The sequence below is a fragment of the Actinomadura geliboluensis genome, from assembly GCF_043197915.1.
GTDB classification, from domain to species: domain Bacteria; phylum Actinomycetota; class Actinomycetes; order Streptosporangiales; family Streptosporangiaceae; genus Spirillospora; species Spirillospora geliboluensis.
Window position 1 is genome coordinate 94,365 of the sequence record NZ_JBICUA010000011.1, and the last position, 25,574, is coordinate 119,938.

Below are 25,574 nucleotides of genomic sequence, written 5' to 3' on the forward strand. Positions count from 1 at the left end.
CGGCTCGGGCGCCGCGTCCGCACTGATAGCGTCGGCGGACGTGGGGGATCACTACTTCGCCGAGCGGCCAGGCGCCGCCAGCCGGCGCCGCACCGTCGACCTCGTCCTGCCCGACCTGCACCTGCGGCTCGACACCGACAGCGGCGTCTTCTCCCCCGACCGGGTCGACCCCGGCACCCGCGTGCTGCTGGAGACCGTCCCACCGCCCCCGCAGCACGGCGACCTCCTCGACCTCGGCTGCGGCTACGGACCCATCGCCCTCACCCTGGCAAAGCGTTCCCCGTCGGGGATTGTCTGGGGTGTGGATGTGAACCGGCGGGCGTTGGAGATCGCTGAGGGCAATGCCAAAGCCGCCGGCCTTGACAATGTAAGGTTCAGGCTGGCGGACGAGATCGACCCCGCGCTGCGCTTCACCGCGCTCTGGTCCAACCCCCCGATCCGCATCGGCAAGGCCGCCCTCCACGACCTCCTGCTCACCTGGCTCCCCCGCCTCACCCCCGAGGGCACCGCCCACCTCGTCGTCCAGAAGCACCTCGGCTCCGACTCCCTGCAGCGGTGGCTGACCGGCCAGGGCTTCCCCACCGAGCGGATCGCCTCCCGGTCCGCCTACCGCGTCCTGCGCGTCACGTCCCGCACGGAAGGCACCACCCGATGACCACCCGCGACCCGAAGAGCACCCCCGAGCCCGCCCCGGGCCGCCGGCAGCTGCGCGCCACCGACGTCAAGCGCCTCAACCGCGACTGGCGCCGCCGCACCGACGCCCGCCTCGGCCTGCTCGTCGAGTCCGTCACCCAGCCGTTCAACATGGGCTCGATCATCCGCAGCGCCGCCGTGTTCGGCGTCGAACACCTCTGGCTCGCCGGCAACGCCACGCCCCCCACCCACCGCGGCGTCGCCAAGACCGCCCTCGGCACCGACCGCCTCGTCCCCTGGGAGCACGCCGGCACCCCCGCCGAGGCCGCCGCCGCCGTCCGCAAGGAGGGCCTGCGCCTCGTCGCCGTCGAACTCACCGCCGACGCCGTCCCCCTGCACGACGCCCCCCTCGACGGCGACGTCTGCCTCGCCGTCGGCGGCGAGGACCACGGCTGCTCCCCCGCCCTGCTCGCCGCCGCCGACGCCGTCGCCTACATCCCCCAGATCGGACGCGTCGGCTCCCTCAACGTCGCCGTCGCCACCGCCATCGCCCTCGCCGAGGCCCGCCGCCGCGAATGGAGCTCCTGACCCGCGCCCCCGGCCCGGCCGTCTGCACCCTCCCACCCCCCGTAAATGGGTGCCCGCCCCCATGGTGGGCGCTGCCCCCTTGCCCCATGGTGGAGGTTCGCCACGTACTTTCCCCAGGCGACCGAAGGGAGCCCCTTGCGATGACGGTCAACGGCGCGGTCAACGGCGCGGTCGGCGACGCCTCCGGCGGCTACCCGCCGGGCGGCGCGGCGGCACGGCAGGCCCGCGAGCTCCTGGAGCGCGAGCGCCGCAACCGCATCGCCGAACTCGGCCTCCTGGACGGCGAGGGCCCCAGCGCCCCCGACGAGGCCGCCATGGCCCGCCGCGGCACCCTCCAGGGCAACCTGGAGGAGATCGACGCCGCCCTCGGCCGCCTCGACGCCGGCACCTACGGCCTGTGCGAGGACTGCGGCAAGCCCGTCCCCGAGGGCCGCCTGGAGATCATCCCCTACGCCCGCCGCTGCGTGGCCTGCCAGCAGCGACGGCGGTGATGACCGCCACCACCGCGGCACCCGGCGGCGCCCGCGCCGCCCTCGACCTCGGCACCAGCCGCATCCGCGCCAGCGTGCCCGCCCTGGACGTGATCGTCGACCGCCCCTCCGCGGTCGGCGACCACGTCCCGGCCCCCACCGGGCGCCGCCGCACCGCCCCCGCACGCCCCATCGAGCACGGCATCGTCACCGACGCCGGCGCCTGCACCCGGCTCACCCGCCGCACGCTGCAGGAGGCCGGGCCCGACCTGCGGCTCCGCCACATCCTGCTCGCCGTGCCCGCCGCCGCCAGCGGCGCCCAGCTCGGCCGCGCGGCCACCGCCGTCCGCGCGGCCGCCGGCTGCCCCGTCCGCACCATGGAGGCGCCCCTGGCCGCCGCCATCGGCGCCGGCATCGGCATGGACGACCCCCGGCCCCGCCTCATCCTCGACATCGGCGCCGGCATCGTCGAGATGGCCGTCATCATGCGCGGCCGCGTGCACCTGGCCCGCTCCATCCAGTACGTCCCCGACCGGCAGGCCGGGCACGCCGTGCCCCGGCTGCCCGAGTACGTCCGCGAGCGCCTCCCGGGCAGCGTCCAGCACCTGCTGGCCGACCTGCCCGCCCCGCTGCGCCGCACCGCCCGCGACGGCGGCCTCCTGCTCACCGGCGGCGGCGCCCGGCTGCCGTCCCTGCCCGGCCGCCTCACCGCCGAGATGAGCCTCACCGTCACCATCGCCCGCGACCCCGCGCGCGCCACCATCCGCGGCCTCGCCCGCGCCTGCCGGTCCCCCGACCTGTGGCGGCTCGCCCGGGCCTGACCGGCCGCACCCCCGCACCGGCACGCTACGATCGGCCCGTGCAGTTCCTCATCCGTGCGTAGGACGCCCCGACGCCGCCGCCTCGGCGCGGCGGCCTCCGGCGTCCCCATGAACCGCCCCACCGCGGGCCTCCCGATGAGGAACACCTTCCGTGGCACCGTCGTACGCGGCCGTCCTGCGCGCACCCCACGCCTTCCGCACCTTCTCCCTCGCCCTGGTCGGACGCCTGTCCTACGGGACGGTCTTCCTGTCCCTGACGCTGGCGTTCACCGCCTCCACCGGCTCCTACGCCCGCGCGGGCGCCCTCATGGCCCTCAACGGCCTCACCGTCTCCGTCCTGTCGCCCCTGCGCGCCGGGCTCATCGACCGGCACGGCCCGCGCCGCACCCTCCCGCCGATGGCCGCCGGCTACTGCCTGGCACTGCTCGCCCTGGCCGCCCTCACCTGGCGCCCCGGCGCGCCGCTCCCGCTGCTCACCGCGCTCACCCTCGCCGCCGGCACCACCATGCCGCCGCTCGGCGTGGTCATGCGGACCCTCTGGAACACCCTCCTGCCGGACGGGCCGCTCCTGCGCCGCGCCTACAGCCTCGACACCGTCTGCGAAGAGCTCGTGTTCGTCACCGGGCCGCTGCTCGCCGGGCTGCTGGCCGCGGCCGCCCACCCGGCCCTCGGCATCGCGCTCAGCGCCGCCCTCATCGCCGCCGGCACCCTCGGCCTGGTCACCTCCCCGGCCGTGCGGCCCCGGCGGCACGCGGCCCGCACCGGCCGCCGCCGGCCCGCGATCCCCCTCGCGCCGTGCCTCGCCGCCGCGTCCACCGGCGTCGTCCTGGGCTCCACCGCCCTGCTCGCCGTCGCGTTCACCCGGCAGCACCACCAGCCCGCCGCGGTCGCCTGGATCGAGGCCGCACTCGCCGCCGGCAGCGCCGCCGGCGGGCTCGCCTACGGCGCGCTGAGCCGCACCCCGCCCGGACGCGGCCGGCTCGCCCTGCTCCTCCTCCCGCTCGGCGCCGCCCTCGCCGCCGCGGGCCTCGCCCCCTCCACCCTCGCGCTGACGGCGGTGGCGTGCGTCGCGGGACTGTTCATCAGCCCCGTCCTGACCGCCGCCTACCTGCTCGCCGACGCGACCGCCCCGCCCGACGCCCGCACCCGCGCGGCCGCCTGGGTCAACACCGCGCTCAACCTCGGCGCCGCCAGCGGGACGGCCGTGACCGGCGTGTACCTGGACGCCCTCCCCCTGCCGCTCTGCTACGTCCTCGCCGCCGCGCCCGCCCTGGCCGCCGCCGCGCTCCTGCCCCTTTTGCGGGAACGGCAAAGCAATTCGCCGGAACCGGCGGCCATCGCGCACCATCGACCCATGGACGACACCACCACCGGCCAGGAGTTCTGGGACTCCCGCTACGCCGAGAGCGACCGCATCTGGAGCGGCAACCCCAACACCGTCCTCGTCCGCGAGGTCGCCGATCTCGCTCCGGGCACCGCCCTGGACCTCGGCTGCGGCGAGGGCGCCGACGCCATCTGGCTCGCCCGGCGGGGCTGGCGCGTCACCGCCGTCGACGTCTCCGGCGTCGCCGTCGAACGCGCCGCACGCCACGCCCGCGACGAGGGCGTCGCCGACCGCGTCGACTTCCAGCGCCGCGACCTGGCCGAGTCCTTCCCCGAAGGGGAGTTCGACCTGGTCTCGGCCCAGTTCCTGCACTCCCCCACGACCATGCCCCGCGAGCGCGTCCTGCGGGCGGCCGCCGCGGCCGTCGCGCCCGGCGGCGTCCTGCTGGTCGTGGGGCACGCCGGGCCGCCGCCCTGGGACCCCGACGCCCACCCCGAGGTGCACCTGCCCACCCCCGACGAGGTGCTGGCCTCGCTCGAACTCCCCGACGGCGCGTGGGAGGTGCTGCTCAGCGGCGAGCACGAGCGGGTCCAGACCGCCCCGGACGGACGCACCATGACCCGCACCGACAACGCCCTGAAGATCCGGCGGCTGCCTGGCTGACCCGGGTCAGGACCGGGCGGTCCCCTCCATCAGCGCCGTGAACTCCTCCAGGGAGATCTTCCCGTCGCGGTTGGCGTCGGCGGCCACGACCACCTCCACCGCGCGCGTCTCGGTCACGTCCTGGCCGAGCTTGGTCATCAGGTTCTTCAGCTCCGCCGTGGAGATGTAGCCGTCGCCGTCGACGTCCACGAGCTCGAACGTCGCCCTGTAGTCGTTCACGTCCGCCATGCCGGTGCTCCTTCGCTGATCGATTTTGCGGGGCGACCGTAGCACCGCGGCACCCGCCCCCGCCCTTTACGCAGTAAGGTCAAGGCTGATCGACGCGTCCGCCATAATCGGAGGGGTGCGCCGCTCGTACGAGTTCCTCGACCACCAAGGCCCCATCCCCTTCGCCCACCGCGGCGGCGCGGCCGGACGGCCCGAGAACTCGATGGCCGCCTTCCAGCGCGCCGCCGACCTCGGCTACCGCTACCTGGAGACCGACGCCCACGCCACCGCCGACGGCGTCGTCGTCGCCTTCCACGACCGCACCCTCGACCGCGTCACCGACCGCACCGGCACCATCTCCCGGCTGCCCTACACCGAGGTCGCCAAGGCCCGCATCGCCGGCACCGAGCCCATCCCCCGCCTGGAGGAGGTCCTCGGCTCCTTCCCCGACGCCCGCGTCAACATCGACCTCAAGGACGCCCACGTCATCGGCCCGCTCGCCACGACGCTGCACCGCACCGCCGCCTGGAACCGGGTGTGCATCACCTCCTTCTCCACCCGCCGCCTGGCCCAGATGCGCGCCCGCCTCCCCCTGTTCACCGGCCGCGACGTGTGCATGGCGCTCGGCCCCCGCGGCGTGATGGCGCTGCGCGCCCGCTCCTACGGCGGCCCCGCCGCCAAGCTCGTCCGGCTGGCCGCCACCGGCGTCGCCTGCGCCCAGGTCCCCTACGGCCTCGGGCCCGTCCCGTTCGTCACCGAGGCGTTCATCGACCACGCCCACCGGCTCGGGCTGCAGGTCCACGCCTGGACGGTCAACGACCCCGCCGCCATGGAGCGGCTCCTGGACCTCGGCATCGACGGCATCATGACCGACGAACTGCTGAGCCTCCGCCGCATCATGTCCGCCCGCGGCCTGTGGCCCCACGGCACCGCCTGAGGAGGCCCCAGTGCCAGGAGACGACGCCGGGGACCCGTCCGGCACGCTCGCCCGCGCCCTGTGGATCGGCGGCGGGCAATGGGCCGGCAAGTCCACCGTGGCCCGGCTGCTGGCCGTCCGGCACGGGCTGACCGCCTACCGCTACGACTACCACGACGCCCGCGGCCACAACGACCGCCGCATCGCCCGCCGCGTCCGCCTCGGCGAACCGCCCGCCGGCCCCGACCCCGAGGCCGCCTGGGTCGACACCACCCCGCAGGCCATGGCCGCCGAGACCCTCGCCGGCTTCCCCGTCCGGTTCGAATGGGCCCTGGACGACCTGCGCGCCCTCGTCTCCGGACGCCCCGTGATCGCCGAGGGCTGGGGGCTGCGCCCCGAACTGGTCGTCCCGGTCGCCGGCTCGCCCCGCCGCATGGTCGTCATGGTCCCCACCGAGGAGTTCCGCGACCGGCAGCAGCGCACCCTCCCCCGCGCCGCCGCCCTCGGCCACGACCTCAGCGACCCCGCCCGCGCCCAGGCCAACCGCCTCGAACGCGACCGCCTCGTCGCCGCGGACGCGGTCCGCTCCGCCCGCCGCCTGGGCGTCCGCGTCATCGAGGTCGACGGCACCCGCGACGCCGCCGCCGTCGCCGACCTCGTCGCCGACCACTTCCGCCCCTACCTCCCGCCCCCGGAGCCCGCGGCGCCCTGACCCGCGGCCCCCTGACCCGCGCCCCGCGGCACCGGCCATAGGCTGCGCATGTCCGGCACAGAAGGGATCGAGATGTCCGCCGACCTCCACCACCGCGCCGTCGTCGCCGACACCCACAACGATCTGCTGATGGCCGTGGCGGCCCGCCCGCCCGCGCAGTGGGCCGGGTTCTTCCGGGAGCGCTGGCTCCCCCAGCTCCGCGACGGAGGCGTGGACCTGCAGGTCCTCCCGGTCTTCATCGACGACCGGTTCCGGCCGGAGGGCGCGCTGCGCGAGACCCTCCGGATGGTCGAGGCCGCCCACGTCCTGGCCGAGGGCAACGCCGGCGAGGTCAGCCTGTGCCGGAACGGCGAGGACATCGACCGGGCGCTCGCGGACGGCAAGATCGCCCTGGTGCTGGCCCTGGAGAGCGCCCCCGGCCTCGACGCGAACGTGGAACTGTTCTCCACCCTGCACCGGCTGGGCGTCCGGGTGGCCTCGATCGCGCACTGGGGCCGCACCCCGCTCGCCGACGGCAGCGGCGAGGACGCCACCGGCAGCCGCCTGACCGCCGCCGGCGTCGACGCGCTGGCCGAACTGGAGCGGCTCGGCGTGGTCTTCGACGTCTCCCATCTCGGGGCCGCCGGCGTCGCCCACGTCCTGGAACTCGCCACCCGCCCGGTCATCGCCACCCACTCCTCGGCCCGCGCGCTGCGCGACCACCACCGCAACCTCACCGACGACCAGCTCCGCGGCATCGCCGCCACCGGCGGGGTGGTGTGCGTCAACTTCGTCGCGGGCTTCCTCAGCGCCGACCCCGAGGGCTACACCGTCGACCGCCTCGTCGACCACATCGAGCACGTGGCGTCCGTCGCGGGGATCGACCACGTCGGCCTCGGCCCCGACTTCATCCGCGAGGTCACCCACGAGCTCACCCCGCCCTGCTGCGAGGACATGAGCGCCCTGGCCGGCTTCGACGTCAACGCCGTCGTCCCCGGCCTCGACGGCCCGCGCGGCCTCCCCCTGGTCACCGAGGCCCTGCTCCGCCGCGGCCACACCGAGCCCGACATCCGCAAGATCCTCGGCGAGAACGTCCACCACCTCTTCCGCAAGGAACTGGGCCGCCCCGCCTAGGGGTGCAGGCGGGCGGTCAGGTAGGCGATGATCTCGTCCCTCGCGCGCAGGGTGGGGTGGCCGTCCTCGTCGACCAGGTGGGCGGTGGTGACGCTGTGGGGGGTCTGGACGACGTCGCGGAAGAACGGGGGCGGGTCGGTGTTGGCGGCGCCGCCCGGCAGGACGCGGCCGTCGAACGCGTCGCCCAGCAGCTTCCGGTAGGCGGCGAAGCGCTGGCCGGTGCACCAGCGGTCGTTGTCGAACCGGTAGGCGAGGACCGTGAGCCCGTCGCGCTCGACGCGCTCCCGCACGGCGCGGGCGTCCTCGTCGCTGATCTCGAGGCCCGCGGGGTCGTCCAAGGGCAGCGAGGGGTGGTTGACCACCGGCGCGATGACGGACGGCTCGAGCGTCATCGTCAGGGCGAAGTTGCCGGTGAAGCACAGGCCGATCGCGCCCACTCCCGGGCCGCCGCACTCGCCGTGCGCCTGCCGCGCGAGGCCGCGCAGCCACGCGGTGACGGGGCTGCTGCCGCCGCCGGCGAAGGCGCGGAACTCGGCGCTGACGCACGCGCGGCGGACGACCTCCTGCCCGCCCTCGGCCGTGGGGTAGGCCCCGTCGGCGCCGAACAGCGAGGGCACGTACACGGTGAACCCCCCGTCCCGCACCCACCGCGCCAGCCGCAGGACGTCCGGGCTGATGCCGGGCATCTCCGGCATCAGTACGACGCCCGGCCCGTCCCCGGAGACGTACACCGTCTTCACCACCCCGTCGACGTCCACCCGCCGGCGGGAGAAGTCCGTGATCGCGTCGTCAAGACTCATGTTGGTCGCGTTCATGGGACAAGCCTGGACCGTCGCCCCCTCGCACCGGGATAGGCCGGATCGCCATTCACAGGGGTAATCTCGCCAGCGAAGAGGAGGCGGGGATGAGCGCGTTGCGAGTCGGGGTGCTGGCCTATCCGGAGTGCTTCGCGTCGGAGGTGTTCGGCGTCCCCGACCTCCTGACGATGGCCGCGCACATCGCCGGCCCCGGACGCGACGGCTACGAGGTCTCGGTCGTCTCGCCCCGCCGCCGCGTCGCCGCGTCCGGCGGCACCGTGCTGGCGGTCTCCCCGCTGCGCGCCGTCGACGTCCTGGTCGTGCCCGGCTTCGAACTCGCGCCCGGCCTCGACGTGGACGCGAAACTGGCGTCGCTGACCCCCGAGATCGCGGCGATCCGCTCCCACGCCGCCGCGGGCGGGGCCGTCGTCGCGATCTGCGTCGGGGCGTTCCTGCTGGCCGAAGCGGGCCTGCTCGAGCGGCGGCGGGCGACGACGGCGTGGCTCTTCGCGGACGAGCTGGCACGGCGCTGCCCGGACGCCGACGTCCGGCCCGAACGGCTGGTCGTCACCGACGCGGGTGTGACGACGACCGCCGCCTTCAGCGCCATGTACGACTTCGCGCTGGAGCTGATCCGCCGCCACAGCGGCGCAGGCGTGGCCCGGAGGACCGCGCGGGTGGCGCTGGTCGACGACGCACGGTCGTCCCAGGCCCCCTACGTCGACGCCGGGCTCCTCCCGCGGCCGGGGCACGAGTTCTCCCGCAGGGTCATGCGGTGGCTCGACCAGAACCTCGCCGCCCGGTACGACCTCGCCGCACTGGCGGAGGCCTTCCAGGTCAGCACCCGGACGCTGCTGCGCCGCTTCGCGCAGGAGACCGGGCAGAGCCCGCTGGAGTACCTGCAGACCTCCCGGGTCCGGCGCGCCCGCCACCTCCTGGAGACCACGGACGGCACCGTCGCCGCCATCGCCGCCGCGGTCGGCTACCGCGACCCCGGAACCTTCTCGGCTCTCTTCGCCCGGCACACCGGGCGGCGCCCGCGCGACTACCGCACCGCCTTCCGGCGCCGGACGGCCTGACGGGCGCCCACGTGGCAGGGCGCGCACGGACCGCCGGGGTGGGGTCAGCGGTTGAAGCCGGGGGGGCGGTACTCGGCGGCGATGCGCATCGGCGGCTGGGGCCGGGGGCGCTCCGCGGGCCGGGACGGCTGGCCCGGCGGGACCGTCCCGCCTACCTGGAGGTCGTGGCGCTGGGCGCGGATCGCCTCGAGGAGTTCCAGGTCCTCCGGGGAGACCAGCGCGGCCATCACCTTGCCGCGGCGGGTCAGCTTGACGGGCTCGCCCGTGTAGGCGACCCGGTTCACCAGGTCCGCGAACTCGGCACGTGCTTCGGTCACCGGAACTTCCACGTGATTCATCGTATAGCGAAATTCGCCGTCCTCGCCTGGCGGCCCCTCTTCCCCGAGATTACTGTCCATCTGTACGTACTGTACAGATGACCTAGGAGGGCGCATGAGCGGTCAGCGGCGGGTGGAGACGTTCGTGGGGAGGTCGCGGGCGGCGGTGGCGGACATGCCGCGGATCGCGGACGCGCAGCTGTTCGAGCGGCTGCTGGCGCAGCGGATCGTGTTCCTCGGGACCGAGGTCGACGACCAGGTCGCCAACCGCATCAACGCGCAGTTGCTGCTGCTCGCGGCGCAGGACGCGCGGCGCGACATCACGCTGTACATCAACTCGCCCGGCGGGGTCGTGGACGCCGGCATGGCGATCTACGACATGATGCAGTTCGTCCCGAACGACATATCCACCGTCGCGATGGGCATGGCGGCGTCCATGGGTCAGACGCTGCTGTGCGCCGGGGCGCCGGGCAAGCGGTACGCGCTGCGGCACGCGCGGGTGATGATGCACCAGCCGCACGGCGGCATCGGCGGCACCGCGTCCGACATCAAGATCCAGGCCGAGCAGTCGCTCTACCTCAAGCGGACGCTCGCGGAGCTGACCGCGGTGCACACCGGGCAGCCGCTGGAGCGCATCGAGGCCGACGGCGACCGGGACCGGTGGTTCACCGCCGAGCAGGCCCGCGAGTACGGCTTCGTCGACCACGTCATCGACAGCACCGACCGGGTGGGCACATGACAAGGGCGGAACGGCGGTACCTCGTCCCCGAGTACGAGGAGCGGACGAGCTACGGCCGCAAGGACACCAACCCCTACAACCGGATGTTCGAGGACCGGATCGTCTTCCTCGGCGCGCCGGTGGACGACACCAGCGCCAACGACGTCACCGCGCAGCTGCTGGCGCTGGAGGGCATGGACGCCGACCGGCCCATCTCCCTCTACATCAACTCGCCGGGCGGGTCGCTGACGGCGATGCTCGCGATCTGCGACACGATGCGCTACGTCCGGCCCGAGATCGAGACGACCTGCGTCGGGCAGGCCGGGTCGGCGGCCGCGGTGCTGCTGGCGGCGGGCTCGCCGGGCCGCCGGCAGGCGCTGCCGGGCGCGCGGATCCTGCTGCACGAGCCGGAGGTCGAGGTGTCCCGCGGCTACGCCACCGACCTGGACATCCAGGCGCGGGAGGTGCTGCGGCTGCGGGCGCAGACCGAGGCGATCCTGGCGGAGGCGACCGGCCGCGACGCCGCGGCGGTGCGCCGCGACCTGGACCGGGAGCGGTACTTCACCGCGGCGGAGGCCAAGGAGTACGGGCTGATCGACGCGGTCCTGGACGGCCGCGGGTAGGGCCGCGGGCCCCGGTCCGCGCGCCCGCGGCGGGCCGCGGCCGGAAACGGCAGGGTTGGATCACCCCGGCGGGGGGAATCTTGTCACGGTGTTCAGCGTTGGTGAGGGCAAGACCGCAAGCCGTCTGGGAGGCACGTGACGATGGCCGAGCGCGCACTTCGCGGCACCCGACTCGGAGCGACGAGCTACGAGAATGATCGCAACACCGATCTGGCCCCTCGGCAAGAGGTGGACTACACCTGTACGAAGGGCCACCGGTTCACCGTGACGCTCGCCGCCGAGGCCGAGGTGCCGATGACCTGGGAATGCCGCAACTGCGGCGCCACCGCCCTGCGGGTCGACGGCGAGCTGCCCCAAGCCAAGAAGGGCAAGCCGCCGCGGACCCACTGGGACATGCTCATGGAGCGCAGGACCGTCGAGGACCTTGAGGAGGTCCTCGCCGAGCGCCTGGAGATCCTGCGGGCGGGGCGCAGGAGGTCCGCCTAGCGGACGGGGGATTCATCTTCGGTGGGAAGGGCCCGCACCGGGCGGCCGGTGCGGGCCCTTGCCATGTCCGGGGTCCGGCGCTCAGCGGCCCGTGCGGGGCCGGACGAGGCCGCTCTCGTAGGCGGTGACGACGGCCTGCACCCGGTCGCGGAGCCCGAGCTTGCGCAGGATCCGGCTGACGTGCGTCTTCACCGTCTCCTCCCCCACCACCAGGCGCCCCGCGATCTCGGCGTTGGACAGGCCCGCGGCGACCAGGCGCAGCACGTCGGTCTCGCGGGGCGTGAGGGCGTCCAGGACGTCCGGCTCGGGCGGACGGGGCCGCAGCCGGGCGAACTCGCCGATGAGGCGGCGGGTGACGGCCGGGGCGAGCAGCGCGTCCCCGGCGGCGACGACGCGGACGGCGTCGAACAGCCGCTCGGCGGTGACGTCCTTGAGCAGGAAGCCGCTGGCCCCGGCGACGAGGGCGGCGTAGACGTGCTCGTCGAGGTCGAAGGTGGTCAGCATCAGCACCCGCGGCGGGTCGGATTCGGCGGTGACGCGGCGGGTGGCCTCGATGCCGTCCATGACGGGCATCCGCACGTCCATCAGCACGACGTCGGGCCGGTGCTCGCGGCACGCCCGGACCGTCTCGGCGCCGTCGGACGCGGTCGCCACGACGGCCAGGTCCGGCTGGGTGCCGAGCAGCGCCCCGAACCCGGCGCGGACGACCTCCTGGTCGTCGGCGACCACCACGCGCACGGTCACGGCGCCTCCACCGGCAGGACGGCCTCGACCAGGAACCCGCCGAGCGGCCCGGGGCCGGTGCGCAGCTCCCCGCCCGCGGCGGCGGCGCGCTCGCGCATGCCGAGCAGCCCGTGCCCGGCGGATCCGTCCGCCCGCGCGGGGCCGGGGCCGTTGTCGCGGACGGTCACCCGCAGCGCGCCCGGCGCGTAGTCGATCTCCACGTCGACGGCGGCGCCGGGGGCGTGCCTGCGGGCGTTGGTCAGCGCCTCCTGGGCGATCCGGTAGGCGGCGAGCTCCAGGCCGGGGTCGAGGGCGGCGACGTCCCCGCGGACGATCAGCCGGACCGCGCCGGCGCCGGACTCGCGGGTCTGGTCGACGAGGTCGAGGAGCTGCCGCAGGCCCGGCTGCGGGCGGCGGTCGGGTTCGGCGCCGGCGTCCTCGCGCAGCACGCCGAGCAGCCGGCGCATCTCGGTGAGCGCGGTGCGGGCGGTGTCGCCGATGGCCAGCAGCCGCTCGGCGCCCTCGGCGGGCATGCCGGGCACGGCGAGCCGCGCCGTCTCGGCCTGCACGGAGATCATCGAGATGTGGTGGGCGACGACGTCGTGGAGCTCGCGGGCGATGCGGGCGCGCTCGCCGCGCGCGGTGTGCTCCAGGAGCGTGCTCTCGAACGCGCGGCGGGACGCGGCCAGCGCGGCGGCGGCGGCGCGGCGCCGCCGGATCCGCCGCAGCAGCAGCACCGTCCACACGGTGGCCAGGGCGGTCAGGGCGGCGACGGCGGGGCCGCGGTGCAGGGCGCACGCGGCGGCCGCGGCGACGGTGATCACGGCGGCGGCCGCGCCGGGCCGGTCGCGGACGGCGGCCAGCGGGAGCGTCGCGCACACGTCCACGGCGATCGCCAGGGACAGCACCACGCCGGAGCCGTGGGTGCGCAGGACGGCCTCCGCCACGCCCGCCGCGGCCAGGCAGGCGCCGGCCGCCGGCCATCGCGGCCACCCGTCGGTCTCCCCCACGCACGCCATTGTGGCGTGGACGGCGGCGCGGCGGCGTCCCTCCCGAGGGGGACCCCGCGTCCCCCGTCCCCCGCCGCCCAAGACGCCTCCGCGGCGGGACGACGCGGGCCCGCGGCGGTCCGTAGCCTGCCGGGTCATGGACGCAACCATCGAAGTGCGGGGCCTGCGCAAGCGGTACGGGGCCGCCGTCGCCGTGGACGACCTGTCGTTCACGGCCGCGCCCGGTCAGGTCACCGGGTTCGTCGGCCCGAACGGCGCCGGGAAGTCCACCACCATGCGGATGATCATGGGGTTGGACCGGCCGGACGCCGGTGCGGCGCTCGTCGGCGGCAGGCCGTACCGGTCGCTGCGGACGCCGCTGTGCCGCCTCGGGGCGATGCTGGACGCGGCGGCGGTGCACCCGTCGCGGCGGGCCCGCGACCATCTGCGCTGGCTGGCGCACGCCAACGGGCTGCCGGCGCGGCGGGTGGACGAGGTGATCGAGCTGGCCGGGCTGGGCGGTGCGGCGCGGCGCCGGGCGGGCGGGTTCTCGCTCGGCATGCGGCAGCGGCTGGGGATCGCCGCCGCGCTGCTCGGGGACCCGCCGGCGCTGATGTTCGACGAGCCGGTGAACGGCCTGGACCCCGAGGGGATCACCTGGATCCGGGGGCTGCTGCGGTCGCTGGCCGCCGAGGGGCGGGCGGTGCTGGTGTCCAGCCACCTGATGAGCGAGCTGGAGGGCGGCGCCGACCGCCTGGTGGTGATCGGGCGGGGCCGGCTGATCGCCGACACCAGCGTCGCCGACCTGCTGGCGGCGGCGTCCGGGGGGCGGGTGGAGCTGCGCACCGCCGAGCGGCAGGAGGCGATGACGGTGCTGGCCCGCGCGGGCGCCACGGTGGCGGCGGGGCGGGACTCGGTGACGGTCGCGGGTCTGCCCGCCGAGCGGATCATCGCGCTGCTGACCGGCGCCGGGGTGGGGTTCAGCGGGATCTCCGAGCACCGGGCGTCGCTGGAGGAGGCGTACATGGAGCTGACGCGGGACGCGGTGGAGTTCCAGGCCCTGACCGGGCGGGAGGCGCGGTGAGCGCCCCGGCGCCGGAGGCGGGCACGGTGTACCGCAGCACCGTGCGGGCGGAGGCGCGCGACGGGTTCGGGCGGCTGCTGCTGGCGGAGTGGACCAAGCTGCGGACCGTCCCCCGGTGGATGCTGACGCTGCCGGCGGCGGTGCTGCTGACGGTGCTGGTGGCGCTGCTGTCGGCGGCGGGCAGCGAGTCGACCGGGGCGGGCGGGCCGGGCGGCGGGCCGGCGGCCGAGCACTCGTCCGGCACGTTCGACCTGGGCCACTTCACCTACCTGCCCCTCGCCGGGGACGGCGCGGTCGTCGCGCGGGTCGCCGCGCAGGAGGGCGGCGGCGCCTGGGCGAAGGCCGGGCTGATGATCCGGGGCAGCGCCGAGCGCGGCACCCCGTACGCGGCGCTGGTGGTGACGCCGGGCCACGGCGTCCGGTTGCAGACCGGGTACGAGAGCGGCGGCGCGGGCGGTGGGACGGCCGTGGCGCCGCGCTGGTTGAAGCTGGCCCGGTCCGGCGCGACGGTGACGGGCTACGACTCGGCGGACGGGCGCTCCTGGCACCGGGTCGGCTCGGTGCGGCTGGAGGGGCTGCCGCGGCAGGCGCTGGCGGGGATGGTCGTGGCCGTCCCCGACCAGGTGGAGGTGCGGCGCCAGTTCGGCGGCGAGAGCGTGTCCGGTGAGCCGGGCGCCACCCGGGCGACGTTCGACCACGTGGCGGTGTCTCCGGCGGCGCCGGGAGCGTCCTGGCGGGACCGGGGGGCGCCGGGCGGGCCCGCCGCCGACCCGGACGCGGACGGGCGCACCCAGGCCGGCGGGGCGTTCACGCTGAAGGGGACGGGCGACATCGGCCCCGACCTGTTCGCCGACGACATCACCAAGACCACCCTCACCGGCGTGCTGGTCGGGCAGGCGGCGATCGTCGCGCTCGCGGTGCTGTTCATGACGGCCGAGTACCGGCGCGGGTTGCTGCGCACGACGTTCGCGGCGAGCCCCCGGCGCGGCCGGGTCCTGGCGGCCAAGGCGGTGGTGGTGGGCCTGGCGGCGCTGGCGGCCGGGCTGGCGGCGGCGTTCGGCGCGGTCCTGCTGGCCGGGCCGGTCCTGCGCTCGCACGGCCTGGCGCCGCCGCCGCTGTCGGACGGCGCGGTGCTGCGGGCGGTCCTCGGCACGGCGGCGCTGCTCGCGGTGATCGCGGTGTTCTCGCTGGCGGTCGCGGTGATCGTGCGGCGCAGCGCGCCCGCGATCACGCTCGTGCTGCTGCTCCTGCTCGTCCCGCAGATCGTCGCGACGGCGCTGCCGCTGTCGGCGGCGCGGTGGCTGGAGCGGGCCACCCCGGCGGCCGGGTTCGCGATCCAGCAGACCGTCACGCGGTTCGACCGGGCGATCGCGCCGTGGGCCGGGTTCGGGGTGCTGTGCGCGTACACGGCGGCGGCGCTGGCGCTGGCGGCGTGGCTGCTGAGGCGGCGGGACGCATGAGGGCGGTGCACGCGGAGTGGACGAAGCTGCGGACGCTGCCGAGCACCTGGTGGGTGCTGCTGGCGCTGGCGGGCCTCACGGCGGCCGTGGGCGCCGCCGTGACGGGGTCGGTCGACACCTCGCACTGCACCAGCCCCGCCGGCTGCATGGAGGACACGCCCAAGCTGGCGCTGTCGGGCGTCCAGATCGGGCAGGTCGCGGCGGTGGTGCTCGGGGTCCTCGCGGTCGGCGGCGAGTACGCCACCGGGACGATCGCGGCGACGCTGGCGGCGGTGCCGCGGCGGGCCGCGGTGCTGGCCGCCAAGGCCGCCGTGGTCGCGGGCGCGGTGGCCGCCGCCGGGACGGCCGGGGTGCTGGCGTCGCTGGCGGCGGGGCGGGGCCTGCTGCCCGGGAACGGGTTCACGGAGGCGAACGGGTATCCGCCGCTGTCCCCGCTGGACGGCCCGACGGCGCGGGCCGCGGCCGGCACGGTGCTGTACCTGGTCCTGGTGGCGCTGCTGTCGCTCGGGGCGGGGACGGCGCTGCGCGAGCCGGCGGCGGCGATCACCGCGGTGCTGGCGCTGCTGTGGATCGTGCCGGTCCTCACCCGGCTCACCGCGAGCGACACCTGGCAGGAGCGGCTGGAGAAGGCAGCGCCCATGACGGCGGGCCTGGCGGTGCAGGCGACGCGCGGGCTGGACCGGCTGCCGATCGGGCCGTGGGCGGGCCTCGGCGTGATGGCGTGCTACGCGGCGGCGGCGCTGCTGGCGGGCTGGGCGCTGTTCGCGCTGCGGGACGCCTGAGCAGCTCCGCGGTCAAGCAGGGCCGCGGTCAGGCGCGGGACGCCGTGTCGTCGTCCCCGCGCACGCCCTGCTCCCGGGCGCCGTCCTCGTGGATGACCTCGCCGCGGACCACCGGTCCCGGCGGGGTCTCCACGCGCTCGGGCCCGGGGCCGCGGCCGAACGGGTCGAAGCCGGTGCCGCCGAGGCCGGGCGGGAACACCGTGGCGGCGCGCTCCTCGGCCGCCCGCATCCGCCGCTCGGCGAACCGGGACAGGGCCCGGCGGGCGAGGGGGCGGGTGAACGGCAGCACGAGCAGCAGCCCGGGGACGTCGGTGAGGAAGCCGGGGAACAGCAGCAGCATGCCGCCGGCCATGACCAGCGCGGCGTCGCCGAGTTCGCGGTCCTGCAGGACGCCGCTGCGCAGGGTGTCGTTCAGGGCGCCCCAGGCGCGGCGGCCCTCCCGCCGGACGAGCCACGCGCCGAGCACGGCCTCGGCGACCAGCAGCCCGGCCGTGGCCCAGCCGCCGATCGCGGCGCCGACCTGGAGGATCACGAGGATCTCCAGCACGGGCACGGCCAGGATTCCCAGGACGATCAGCAGCAGCGGCATGGCCTCATCTTCGGTTCGGGGTGTCCCTCTCCCCTAGAACAACGCCGGGACGGGCCCGAACGTTTCCCGCGCGGGACGGGTTCAGCGCGGCGGGCGGATCTTGCCGACGCGGTCGGACATGCCCCACTGGGTGATGCGCAGCGCCGCCTCGGCCATCACGTCCCGGCTCATCTTGCTGGTGCCGTGCTCGCGCTCGACGAACGTGATCGGCACCTCCACCACGCGCAGCCCCTGCCGCACGGCCCGCAGCGCCAGGTCGATCTGGAAGCAGTAGCCGCGCGAGTCGACCTCGTCCAGCCCGATCTTGGCCAGCGTCGCGGCGCGGAACGCGCGGTAGCCGGCGGTGGCGTCGTGCAGGGGGATGCCGAGCATGAGGCGGGCGTAGGTGTTGGCGCCGCGCGACAGCGCCTCGCGCCGCTTCGGCCAGTTGCGCACCTTGCCGCCGGGGACCCAGCGGGCGCCGATGACCAGGTCGGCGTCCTCCAGCGCGGCCAGCAGCCGCGGCAGTTCCTCGGGCTGGTGGGAGCCGTCGGCGTCCATCTCGACCATGACGTCGTAGCCGTGCTCGGCGGCCCACCGGAACCCGGCGATGTAGGCGGGGCCGAGGCCGTCCTTGCCCTCGCGGTGCAGGACCTGGATCTGCTCGTCGGCCGCGGCCATCGCGTCGGCGACCTCGCCGGTGCCGTCAGGGCTGGCGTCGTCGACCACCAGGACGTCCACCGACGGGACGGCCGCGCGGACCCGGCCGGCGATGCGCTCGATGTTGTCCCGCTCGTTGTAGGTCGGGATGATCACGAGCACCCGGCCCAGGGCGGCTGGGATCTCCATCGGTGTCAATTCCCCTCGTTCTTCCTGGCTGTCCATGCCGCCGCGAGGACGGCGCCGAGCCCGAGCGCCGCCAGCGCCCACTCCGGCGCCGCGCCGACCCGGTCCGCGACCGTCCGCGCGGTGCGCGCCGGGACGGTCCTGACCTGGATGTCGGGGACGAACTCGCGTGACTCGTCGAGCATCCGGCCGTCCGGGGCGACGATCGCGCTGATCCCGCTGGTCGCGGCAACCAAGATCGTACGGCCATGTTCGACCGCGCGCAGCCGGGACATCGCGATCTGCTGCGGCGGCAGGGTGGTGCGGCCGTAGGTGGCGTTGTTGGTCTGCACGACCAGCAGGTTGCCCGCCGCCACGTCACGGACCTCGGTGTCGTAGGCGACCTCGAAGCAGATGACGTCGCCGACGGTGACCGGGCCGAGCCGCATGACGCCCGAGCGGGTGCCCTTGGCGAAGTCGCGGGGGATCCGCTCGAACCGGGTGATCAGCTTGGTGAGGACGTCGCGGAACGGCAGGTACTCCCCGAACGGGACGGGGTGCCGCTTGACGTAGTAGTCGCCCGGGCCGCTGCGCGGGTCCCAGACGATGCCGCGGTTCTCGACCTTCTCGCCGTCGGGGGTGTCGGTGAGGGCGCCGACCAGGACGGGGACGCCGACGTCCTTCACCGCGCCGTCGATGGCGGTGTAGGCGTCGGGTTCGGCGTAGGGGTCCAGGTCGCTGGCGTTCTCGGGCCACACCACCAGTTCGGGGCGGGGCAGCTCGCCGGCGCGGACCCGGGCGGCCAGCTCGTGGGTGGCCTTGACGTGGTTGTTCAGGACGGCCTTGCGCTGGCCGAGGAAGTCCAGGCCGAGGCGCGGGACGTTGCCCTGGATCACCGCGACGGTGACCGGGCGCCCCGAGGCGGGGGTGGGGATCAGCAGCCCGCCGCCGGCGAGCGCCGCGATCAGCGCGAGGGAGGCCGCGGCCGGGACCAGCGCCCGGGGCGGCGCGGGCGGGCGCTCCTCCCCCTCGGCGGAGGCGGCGGCGCGGCGGGCGGCGCGGGCGCGGTGCGCGGCGACGGCGGCGTAGGCGAGCAGCCCGCCGATCAGGGCCGTCACGAACGTCACCAGGGGCGCACCGCCGTAGGACGCGTACGGGGTGAGGGGCGTGGCGGTCTGGCTGAAGGCCAGCCGCGCCCACGGGAACCCGCCGAACGGGACCCGGCCGCGGATCAGCTCCTCGCCGACCCACAGCGCGGCCGTCCACAGCGGCCAGGCGGGCAGCCGGGTCACGACCGCGATGCCCGCGCCCAGCGGCAGGAAGTACAGCGCTTGGACGAGGCTGAGCACGATCCAGCCGTCCGGGCCGATCGCGGAGATGCCTTCCAGGACGGGCAGGAAGAACGCGGCGCCGGCGACGAAGGCGACCCAGGCGCCGGTGCGGGCCGGCAGGCCCCGCAGCACGAGGGTGAGCAGCGCGACGCCGGCGGGGGCGAGCGGGGTGAGGTCGAGCGGCGGGAACGCCAGCCACATGGCGAGGCCGGCGGCGACGGCCAGCAGGGTGCGGGGCCAGCCCGCGCGGCCGCCGCGCCGCACCGCGCCGCGCAGTCGGCTCAGCCGCCCGCGCGGAGCCGCGGCGCCGGGCGCGCCGTCCCGGCCCCCGCCGGGGCCCCCGGCCGGCGACCGGTCGCGCAGGGTCTCCTGGGCCACGTACCCACCTCGTTCGCTCGTTCCCTTCCCGGAACGCTACCGGGCGCGAGCGTCCGCGGCGACCGCGCCCGCGCCGCCGGGGGTCGGGGGGCCGCGGACCGGCGCGCAGAGGCCGGAGGCGTGCGGACACGGAAGAGGGCCCGCGACATCCGTCGGGCCGGAGCCGTCCCACAGGCGGTGAGAGCGAGCCTCCGTTTTCTACTGGATGTCCGGGCCCTTCCCGGGTCCAACCCCCCGCGCGATCGGGCGGCTCCGCCCGGGCCCGCTCCCGGAGCACCGCACTGGCTGAGGCGGACACGAAACCGGACCACTCGCGTGGTCCCCGTCCCCGTCGTGGTGCGATGCCCGGCGGCGCCTCGGGCGGCCGATCGGTGAGTCCCGTGCTGGACTGCAGCAAAACTACCGGCTTCCGGCCTCATGTCAACCGCCGCATGTTCTGCGGGGACTCGCGTCGCCGCAGGTCAGAGACATGATCAGCCGTCCGCGAAATCGGCTGCGAAGATCGCCGCGAGCGGCGTGGCGGGACCCGCCGGGGGCGGGGGTCAGCCGCCGGGCGCGGCGACCACCACCGTGCCGGTCGCGGTGACCGCCACGATCGGCTCCGCCAGCGCCTCGGCGGCCGACTCGCCCTTGTCGGGGCGGCCCCGGCACACCACGCGCGCCTCGAACTCCATCACGCGGCTGCGGGTGCCGGCGCGGACCAGCACGGCCGTGGTCTCCAGCACGTCCCCGGCCTTGACCGGGGCGCGGAACTGGACGTCGGAGTAGGAGGCGAACAGGCCCTCGTCGCCGTCGGTGCGGACGCACAGCTCGGTGGCCGCGTCGCCGAACTGCCCGAGGACGTAGGCGCCGTCGACCAGGTCGCCTGCGTAGTGGGCGTGGGAGTAGGGGACGTAGCGGCGGTGGGTGACGGTCGTCCCCTCGCGCGGATCACTCATCGTCGTCTCCGTGGTCGGGGCCGTCCGCGCCGCGGGCGGCCGGCTGGTCGGGCAACAGGGCGTGGACGAGGTAGCTGGCGACCTCGGCGGGCGTGGTGCCCTTGCCGAAGATCCGGTCGACGCCGAGGTCGGCCTCGGTGACGGTGTCGAAGCGGGGGCCGCCGACCACCAGCAGCGGCCGCCCCACCCCGCCGGCCACGGCGGTCGGGTACTCGGCGTGGAACGCGGCGGCCATCTGCTTGGTGTTGTGCAGGTGCGCGTTGCGCTGGGTGACGACCTGCGACACCAGGACGGCGTCGGCGTTCTCGGCCTTGGCGCGCTCCACCAGCTCCTCGACGGTGACCTGGGCACCCATGTTCACGACCTGGATCTCCCGGTAGTACTCCAGGCCCTTCTCCCCCGCGAACCCCTTGACGTTCAGGATCGCGTCGATGCCGACGGTGTGGGCGTCGGTGCCGATGCAGGCGCCGACGACCACCAGCCGCCGGTTCAGCGCGCCGCGGATCGCCAGGTTCACCTCCTGCGAGGTCAGCAGCGGGTAGGCGCGCTCCTCGGGGGCCGGGATGGACGCGTAGTCGATCAGGTGCCGGACCTTGCCGTACACGATGAAGAAGGTGAAGTCGGGCCCCATCGGCTTGGCGTGCACGACGCTGGCGGGGTCCAGGCCCATCTTCCCGGCGAGCTGCAGGGCGGCGGCCTCGGCGCGCTTGCCGGCGGGGACGGGCAGGGTGAACGACATCTGCACCATGCCGTCGCCGGTGGTGTCGCCGTAGGGGCGGATGACCTGGCGGGTGTCGGCGGGCTCGGCTGGCGCCCGCGTGCCGGTTCCGGGGCTCTCGACGGTCATGCGGGCACCTCCTGCTGGGCCGCGCCGACGGTGCTGCCGGCGTGCGGGTCCTCGGTGTCGAGGATGTCGATGGCGGGGTTGAAGTAGCCGTCGGCGCGGGGGACGACGCCGTCCAGGCCCTTGCCGCCGTCGGGCGGGCGGCGGGTGACGCCGAAGGTGCCCTCGGCGATCGCGTTGAGGAGCCCGTCGTCGGCGATGCGCTCGAGCAGGTCCACCGACTCCGCCAGCACCTGCCGGGCGCGCTGGACGATCATCCCGTCCGGGCGGGGCGTGAAGTCCTCGGCGAGGCTCCCGCAGGCGTCGCGGACGTAGCGGACGTTCTCCAGCGCGAGGTCGCGGTCCGACAGCCACGGGGTGTGGATGCCCTCGGTCATCATCCCGATCAGGATGATCGACTGGCCGGTCATCACGCCGGCGAGGTTGAAGAAGGCGTCCAGCAGGTAGCCGGCGAAGATGTTGCCGGTCATGTGCTTGGTGGGCGGCATGTACTTCAGCGGCGCGCCGGGGAACAGCTCCCGGACGAGCTGGGCGTGCGCGAGCTCCAGCCGGAAGGACTCGGGCACCGCCGGGTCGATCTCGAAGGCGTGGCCGAGGCCGAGCTGGGCGTCGGAGAGGCCGGCCTCGTGCCCGAACCGCTCGTTGAGCAGCTGGCTGACGACCACGGTGTGCGCGGCGTCGACGGCGTCGGCGGTGGTGAGGTAGTTGTCCTCGCCGGTGTTGATGACGATGCCGGCGCGGGCGTGGACCTGCCGGGAGAACCGCTGGTCGATGAACGTCCGGCGGGGGTTGATGTCGCGGAAGATGATGCCGTACATGCAGTCGTTGAGCATCATGTCCAGGCGCTCCAGCCCGGCGAGCGCGGCGATCTCCGGCATGCACAGCCCGGAGGCGTAGTTGGTCAGCCGGACGTAGCGGCCGAGCTCGCGGGAGACGTCGTCCAGCGCGGCGCGCATCAGCCGGAAGTTCTCGCGGGTGGCGTAGGTGCCGGCGTAGCCCTCGCGGGTGGCGCCCTCGGGGACGAAGTCCAGCAGCGACTGGCCGGTGGAGCGGATCACCGCGACGACGTCGGCGCCCTCGCGGGCGGCGGCCTGCGCCTGCGGGATGTCCTCGTAAATGTCGCCGGTCGCGACGATCAGGTAGACCAGCGGCTGCGGCGGGTCGGCGCTGTCGGGGGCGGGCAGCTCGGCCAGCAGCCGGTCGCGCTCGGCGCGGCGCCGGTCGATGCGGGCGATGCCGCCGCGGGCGGCCTCGGCGGCGGCCTTGCGGGCGTGGTCGGCGTCGGTGCCGGACGGGAGCCGGAACGACACCCGGCCCGCGGCGGCGGCCTGCGCGAGGTCGCGCAGGGAGCCGTGCGGGCCGCTCAGCAGCGCGTCCCAGACCGGGAGCGCGAGGCCGTGCTCCAGGCCGACCTGGTCGCGGACGGCGTCGGCGAGGTGGTTGGCCCACGGCCGCCCGCCGTCGTCGGCGCCGGCGAGGCCGGCCAGGCGCAGCAGCGCCCGCTCAACCGAGACGGTGGTGTGGGAGCGCGCCATCTCGATGATCGGTTCCGCGGCGCGGGCGGCGAGCCGCCGGGCGGTGCGCACCGCCTCCGGGTCGAGGTCCAGCTTTCCCTGCGGCGCCATCGCCGTCTCCCCTCACGCAGCCGCCCCTCTCAGGCCGGTCCGAACAATCGTCCTTCATACCGGGTGCTCTACGGGAGATCTTCCGGCATGAACAGCGTATTTCACAAGAAGTCGCGGCAGATTCCTCCGACCTGGCCGCGCCCGTACCGATCACCTTCCCTGTCCGGCCGGTCATGTCACCTTCAGGTGACGGTCAGTGGCGAACCCACCGGTAACGACCGTACGTGAAATTAAACTCACCCTCAGTGATAACAGCCCAACGCGGGAGTGGCATGATCCTTTACTGTGCGGCCGCGGCCTGCGCGATCGGCGTGGTGCTCGTGGCGAGCCGGCTCGTCCGCCGCCTGAAGGGCGTGGACGACCCCGACCCCGACGGCCCCACCACCGCGCACACCGGGGCGATGCTCTCGGCGCTGTTCCTGCTGGCCTTCGCCATCGCCATCGTGGTGCCGTGGACGACCGCCGACGCGGCGCGCTCCAACACCTACGCCGAGAGCCAGGCGATCTCCGAGGCGTACTGGGCCGCGAACCGGCTCCCCGCGCCCGACGCGCGGCACGTCCAGGCGGAGCTGAGCCGGTACGTCGCGCTGGTCCGCGGCCCCGAGTGGCGGCTGATGGAGCACGGCCGCCTCAGCTCCGACGGCCAGCGCGACCTGGACGACCTGCGCCGCTACGTCATCGCCGTCAAGGCCGACTCCGACGAGCTGAAGGACGCCCGCAACGCCGTCCTCGACCACCTCAGCGAGATCTCCGGCGCCCGCAACCAGCGCGCCGCCGACGCGCGCACCGCCCCGCCCGCCGGGCTGCTGGCGATGACGCTGCTGACCGGCGTCGCCGTCCTGCTGCTGCCGTTCCTGTCGGGCGCCCGCCCGCGCGGCGCCACGCTCGTCCCGCTGTCGATCATGGCGGCGCTGCTGGCCGCCGGGGCCTACCTGACCGTCGACATCTCCCATGTCTTCAGCGGCGCCCTCGCCGTCGGCCCGGAGGCGTTCACGCACCTGCAGGCCGAGCTGCAGCGCGTCGGGGCGGGCGGCTGACATGCGCCCGCTGCCGTTCCGGCCCGCCGCGCTGCCCGCCGTGCTGCCCGCCGCGGTCGCGGGCGCGCTCGCCTTCCCCGCCGCCGCGCTCGCCGACCCGACCCCGCATCCGATCATCAGCGTGTGCATCGACATCGAGATCGGCCCCGGCGCCGGCCAGGGCGGCTCACCCTGCGAGCCGCACCAGCCCCCGCCCCCGCCTCCGCCGCCTCCGCCGCAGACCCCGGCCCCTCCGCCGCCGCAGGAACCGCCCGCGCCGCCGGAGGAACCACCGCCCCCGCCGCAAGAGCCGCCGCCCGAGGTCCCCGAGCCGCCCGCCGAACCGGCCCCGCCAGCCCACTCCCCCGCGCCCCCGCCGCGGCCGGCGGCGCCGCCGCCCCGGCCGGTCGACGCGCAGGCCCCGCCGGCGCCGCCGCGCACGCGCCCGGCCCCGCCGCCCGCGAAGAAGCCCGAGCAGGCGTCCCCGCAGCCGGCGCACACCGCGCCGCGCGCGGTGAAGGAGCCGCCGCGCCGCCGCGACCCGCTGGACACCTCGCTCGTCCTGGTCGTCCTCGCGGTCGTGATCAGCGCCGGCACCGCGATCGCCTTCGCCCGCTGAGACGCGCCCGCGAGCGGGCGCGCGCCGGGGCAGCCGGGGCGGGGCGTCAGGGCAGGCGGCCGACTCCGCCGTAGACCAGGAACCGCTCGGGGTCGTCGACGGTCTCGCCCTCGTCCGGGCGCCACAGCGGCACGTACACCAGGCCCGGGTCGAGCAGCTCCCAGCCGTCGAAGAACCGCAGGATCTCCGCGTGCGAGCGGGCGACCGCCGGGGAGCTGGCCCGGTCGTAGAGCTTGCCGATCGCGGCGGTCTTGCCCGGCTGCGCCTCATGGGTGAGGTGCGAGACCACCAGGTGGCTGCCGGGGGCGGCCGCGTCGCGGAACGCCGCGACGATCCCGCCCGGGTCCTCCTCGGGCTTGACCAGGTGCAGGGCCGCCACCAGCAGGAACGCCACCGGCTCGGACGGGTCGACCAGCCGCTTCAGCTCCGGGTCGGCGAGGACGTCGGCCGGGCGCCGCATGTCGGCCTGCAGGACCGCGGTCTGGTCGTTGCCCGCCAGGATCGCGCGGCTGTGCGCGACGGCGACGTCGTCGTTGTCGACGTACACCACCCGCGCGTCCGGGTTCACGCTCTGCGCGACCTCGTGCACGTTGCCCTGCGTCGGGATGCCCGAGCCGATGTCGACGAACTGCGCCACGCCCGAGGCGGCCAGCGTGCGGACCGCGCGCCGCAGGAACGCCCGGTTCGCCCGCGCCAGCTCCCGGGCCTGCGGCTCCACCCGCAGCAGCCCCGTCGCCAGATCACGATCTGACGCGAAATTGTGGGCTCCGCCGAGCAGGAAGTCATAGACCCGTGCGACGCTTGGCCTTCGACTGTCGACCTCGGGTGGGATCCACTCGGAGTCCATGCATCGTCTCCCTAATGACCGAGGGGTGGCCGTCGCGGGGCGGACTCAGCGTAACCCGGGCCGCTCCGCCGAGCGCCC

The 25,574-nt window shown here is 75.5% G+C and carries 29 protein-coding genes; 17 read left to right on the forward strand and 12 right to left on the reverse strand.

Annotated features, from left to right (window positions below; all coding sequences use genetic code 11):
- Positions 1-40 precede the first annotated feature (40 nt).
- The 5 genes from ACGFI1_RS31855 to ACGFI1_RS31875 all read left to right on the forward strand — a co-directional run bounded on the left by ACGFI1_RS31855 (position 41) and on the right by ACGFI1_RS31875 (position 4,499).
- Entirely contained in the window at positions 41-655 is a 615-nt protein-coding gene (locus ACGFI1_RS31855) for a class I SAM-dependent methyltransferase (protein WP_386865665.1), read from the forward strand.
- Entirely contained in the window at positions 652-1,221 is a 570-nt protein-coding gene (locus tag ACGFI1_RS31860; protein ID WP_392790775.1) for a TrmH family RNA methyltransferase, read from the forward strand. The genes ACGFI1_RS31855 and ACGFI1_RS31860 overlap by 4 nt, the downstream gene beginning before the upstream one ends.
- Positions 1,222-1,361: 140 nt before the next feature.
- Complete coding sequence (locus tag ACGFI1_RS31865) at positions 1,362-1,712, forward strand: TraR/DksA family transcriptional regulator (RefSeq protein WP_301177172.1); 351 nt, start codon at positions 1,362-1,364, stop codon at positions 1,710-1,712.
- Positions 1,712-2,512: a rod shape-determining protein gene (locus tag ACGFI1_RS31870; RefSeq protein ID WP_386865662.1), complete on the forward strand. Its 801-nt coding sequence runs from the start codon at positions 1,712-1,714 to the stop codon at positions 2,510-2,512. Before ACGFI1_RS31865 ends, ACGFI1_RS31870 begins: the two co-directional genes overlap by 1 nt.
- 151 nt (positions 2,513-2,663) lie before the next feature.
- On the forward strand, positions 2,664-4,499 hold the full coding sequence (locus ACGFI1_RS31875; protein WP_392790778.1) for an MFS transporter: 1,836 nt from the start codon (positions 2,664-2,666) through the stop codon (positions 4,497-4,499).
- Between the two features lie 6 nt (positions 4,500-4,505).
- Here the strand turns inward: ACGFI1_RS31875 and ACGFI1_RS31880 are convergent, their stop codons facing one another.
- Positions 4,506-4,727, reverse strand: a complete 222-nt coding sequence (locus tag ACGFI1_RS31880) for an EF-hand domain-containing protein (protein ID WP_301177175.1) — start codon at positions 4,725-4,727, stop codon at positions 4,506-4,508.
- Between the two features lie 115 nt (positions 4,728-4,842).
- Here ACGFI1_RS31880 and ACGFI1_RS31885 point away from each other — a divergent pair, with 115 nt between their 5' ends.
- From ACGFI1_RS31885 to ACGFI1_RS31895, 3 genes are read left to right on the forward strand one after another with little or no spacing between them, the layout of a single operon-like run.
- The gene (locus ACGFI1_RS31885) at positions 4,843-5,643 is read left to right on the forward strand and encodes a glycerophosphodiester phosphodiesterase (RefSeq protein WP_392734891.1); all 801 of its coding nucleotides are present in this window, start codon (positions 4,843-4,845) and stop codon (positions 5,641-5,643) included.
- A 10-nt stretch (positions 5,644-5,653) separates the two neighbouring features.
- Entirely contained in the window at positions 5,654-6,334 is a 681-nt protein-coding gene (locus ACGFI1_RS31890) for a hypothetical protein (protein WP_392790781.1), read from the forward strand.
- Between the two features lie 48 nt (positions 6,335-6,382).
- On the forward strand, positions 6,383-7,447 hold the full coding sequence (locus ACGFI1_RS31895; protein WP_392790783.1) for a dipeptidase: 1,065 nt from the start codon (positions 6,383-6,385) through the stop codon (positions 7,445-7,447).
- On the opposite strand, the gene ACGFI1_RS31900 is transcribed toward ACGFI1_RS31895, so the two are convergent.
- Positions 7,444-8,262 (reverse strand): dienelactone hydrolase family protein, encoded by an 819-nt coding sequence (locus ACGFI1_RS31900; RefSeq protein ID WP_387066716.1) that lies wholly within the window; start codon positions 8,260-8,262, stop codon positions 7,444-7,446. The two genes, ACGFI1_RS31895 and ACGFI1_RS31900, sit on opposite strands and share 4 nt — an antisense overlap.
- Before the next feature lie 89 nt (positions 8,263-8,351).
- Here ACGFI1_RS31900 and ACGFI1_RS31905 point away from each other — a divergent pair, with 89 nt between their 5' ends.
- Positions 8,352-9,323, forward strand: a complete 972-nt coding sequence (locus tag ACGFI1_RS31905; RefSeq protein WP_392790786.1) for a GlxA family transcriptional regulator — start codon at positions 8,352-8,354, stop codon at positions 9,321-9,323.
- Positions 9,324-9,367: 44 nt separating this feature from the next.
- Here ACGFI1_RS31905 and ACGFI1_RS31910 read toward each other — a convergent pair whose 3' ends face one another.
- On the reverse strand, positions 9,368-9,652 hold the full coding sequence (locus ACGFI1_RS31910; protein WP_392790788.1) for a type II toxin-antitoxin system Phd/YefM family antitoxin: 285 nt from the start codon (positions 9,650-9,652) through the stop codon (positions 9,368-9,370).
- Positions 9,653-9,815: 163 nt separating this feature from the next.
- Between ACGFI1_RS31910 and ACGFI1_RS31915 the strand changes: the two genes are divergently transcribed.
- The 3 genes from ACGFI1_RS31915 (at position 9,816) to ACGFI1_RS31925 (ending at position 11,467) form a co-directional block, all read left to right on the forward strand.
- Positions 9,816-10,379 (forward strand): ClpP family protease, encoded by a 564-nt coding sequence (locus ACGFI1_RS31915; RefSeq protein ID WP_386866753.1) that lies wholly within the window; start codon positions 9,816-9,818, stop codon positions 10,377-10,379.
- Positions 10,376-10,981 carry an ATP-dependent Clp protease proteolytic subunit gene (locus tag ACGFI1_RS31920; RefSeq protein ID WP_138641388.1) on the forward strand — a complete coding sequence of 202 codons (606 nt, stop codon included), beginning with the start codon at positions 10,376-10,378 and terminating at the stop codon, positions 10,979-10,981. The genes ACGFI1_RS31915 and ACGFI1_RS31920 overlap by 4 nt, the downstream gene beginning before the upstream one ends.
- A gap of 141 nt (positions 10,982-11,122) precedes the next feature.
- Complete coding sequence (locus ACGFI1_RS31925) at positions 11,123-11,467, forward strand: RNA polymerase-binding protein RbpA (RefSeq protein WP_131945145.1); 345 nt, start codon at positions 11,123-11,125, stop codon at positions 11,465-11,467.
- 81 nt (positions 11,468-11,548) lie between these two features.
- Here the strand turns inward: ACGFI1_RS31925 and ACGFI1_RS31930 are convergent, their stop codons facing one another.
- Together ACGFI1_RS31930 and ACGFI1_RS31935 are read right to left on the reverse strand one after the other, a co-directional pair.
- Complete coding sequence (locus ACGFI1_RS31930; protein WP_392790790.1) at positions 11,549-12,211, reverse strand: response regulator; 663 nt, start codon at positions 12,209-12,211, stop codon at positions 11,549-11,551.
- On the reverse strand, positions 12,208-13,200 hold the full coding sequence (locus ACGFI1_RS31935; protein ID WP_392790793.1) for a sensor histidine kinase: 993 nt from the start codon (positions 13,198-13,200) through the stop codon (positions 12,208-12,210). The genes ACGFI1_RS31930 and ACGFI1_RS31935 overlap by 4 nt, the downstream gene beginning before the upstream one ends.
- Before the next feature lie 136 nt (positions 13,201-13,336).
- Between ACGFI1_RS31935 and ACGFI1_RS31940 the strand changes: the two genes are divergently transcribed.
- Genes ACGFI1_RS31940 through ACGFI1_RS31950 form a run of 3 tightly spaced genes read left to right on the forward strand, consistent with a single transcriptional unit; the run spans position 13,337 to position 16,505 of the window.
- Positions 13,337-14,263 carry an ABC transporter ATP-binding protein gene (locus ACGFI1_RS31940; protein ID WP_392734905.1) on the forward strand — a complete coding sequence of 309 codons (927 nt, stop codon included), beginning with the start codon at positions 13,337-13,339 and terminating at the stop codon, positions 14,261-14,263.
- A complete protein-coding gene (locus tag ACGFI1_RS31945; protein ID WP_392790796.1) occupies positions 14,260-15,723 on the forward strand; it encodes a hypothetical protein in 1,464 nt (487 codons plus the stop codon). Before ACGFI1_RS31940 ends, ACGFI1_RS31945 begins: the two co-directional genes overlap by 4 nt.
- Positions 15,720-16,505 carry an ABC transporter permease gene (locus tag ACGFI1_RS31950; RefSeq protein ID WP_392790798.1) on the forward strand — a complete coding sequence of 262 codons (786 nt, stop codon included), beginning with the start codon at positions 15,720-15,722 and terminating at the stop codon, positions 16,503-16,505. Before ACGFI1_RS31945 ends, ACGFI1_RS31950 begins: the two co-directional genes overlap by 4 nt.
- A gap of 28 nt (positions 16,506-16,533) precedes the next feature.
- On the opposite strand, the gene ACGFI1_RS31955 is transcribed toward ACGFI1_RS31950, so the two are convergent.
- The 6 genes from ACGFI1_RS31955 to kamD all read right to left on the reverse strand — a co-directional run bounded on the left by ACGFI1_RS31955 (position 16,534) and on the right by kamD (position 23,014).
- Positions 16,534-17,094, reverse strand: a complete 561-nt coding sequence (locus ACGFI1_RS31955) for an FxsA family protein (protein ID WP_392790801.1) — start codon at positions 17,092-17,094, stop codon at positions 16,534-16,536.
- Positions 17,095-17,175: 81 nt separating this feature from the next.
- Positions 17,176-17,922 carry a polyprenol monophosphomannose synthase gene (locus ACGFI1_RS31960; RefSeq protein ID WP_138642124.1) on the reverse strand — a complete coding sequence of 249 codons (747 nt, stop codon included), beginning with the start codon at positions 17,920-17,922 and terminating at the stop codon, positions 17,176-17,178.
- Between the two features lie 5 nt (positions 17,923-17,927).
- The gene (lnt, locus tag ACGFI1_RS31965; protein WP_392790803.1) at positions 17,928-19,607 is read right to left on the reverse strand and encodes an apolipoprotein N-acyltransferase; all 1,680 of its coding nucleotides are present in this window, start codon (positions 19,605-19,607) and stop codon (positions 17,928-17,930) included.
- 542 nt (positions 19,608-20,149) lie between these two features.
- Positions 20,150-20,545 (reverse strand): 3-aminobutyryl-CoA ammonia lyase, encoded by a 396-nt coding sequence (gene kal, locus ACGFI1_RS31970; protein WP_392790805.1) that lies wholly within the window; start codon positions 20,543-20,545, stop codon positions 20,150-20,152.
- On the reverse strand, positions 20,538-21,392 hold the full coding sequence (gene kamE, locus ACGFI1_RS31975) for a lysine 5,6-aminomutase subunit beta (RefSeq protein ID WP_387066699.1): 855 nt from the start codon (positions 21,390-21,392) through the stop codon (positions 20,538-20,540). Before kamE ends, kal begins: the two co-directional genes overlap by 8 nt.
- Entirely contained in the window at positions 21,389-23,014 is a 1,626-nt protein-coding gene (gene kamD / locus ACGFI1_RS31980) for a lysine 5,6-aminomutase subunit alpha (RefSeq protein WP_392790808.1), read from the reverse strand. Before kamD ends, kamE begins: the two co-directional genes overlap by 4 nt.
- Before the next feature lie 272 nt (positions 23,015-23,286).
- Here kamD and ACGFI1_RS31985 point away from each other — a divergent pair, with 272 nt between their 5' ends.
- Positions 23,287-24,051, forward strand: a complete 765-nt coding sequence (locus ACGFI1_RS31985) for a bestrophin-like domain (RefSeq protein ID WP_387066693.1) — start codon at positions 23,287-23,289, stop codon at positions 24,049-24,051.
- A 1-nt stretch (position 24,052) separates the two neighbouring features.
- On the forward strand, positions 24,053-24,649 hold the full coding sequence (locus tag ACGFI1_RS31990) for a hypothetical protein (RefSeq protein ID WP_392790811.1): 597 nt from the start codon (positions 24,053-24,055) through the stop codon (positions 24,647-24,649).
- Between the two features lie 46 nt (positions 24,650-24,695).
- Here ACGFI1_RS31990 and ACGFI1_RS31995 read toward each other — a convergent pair whose 3' ends face one another.
- On the reverse strand, positions 24,696-25,496 hold the full coding sequence (locus ACGFI1_RS31995) for an SAM-dependent methyltransferase (protein WP_392790814.1): 801 nt from the start codon (positions 25,494-25,496) through the stop codon (positions 24,696-24,698).
- Positions 25,497-25,574 lie beyond the last annotated feature (78 nt).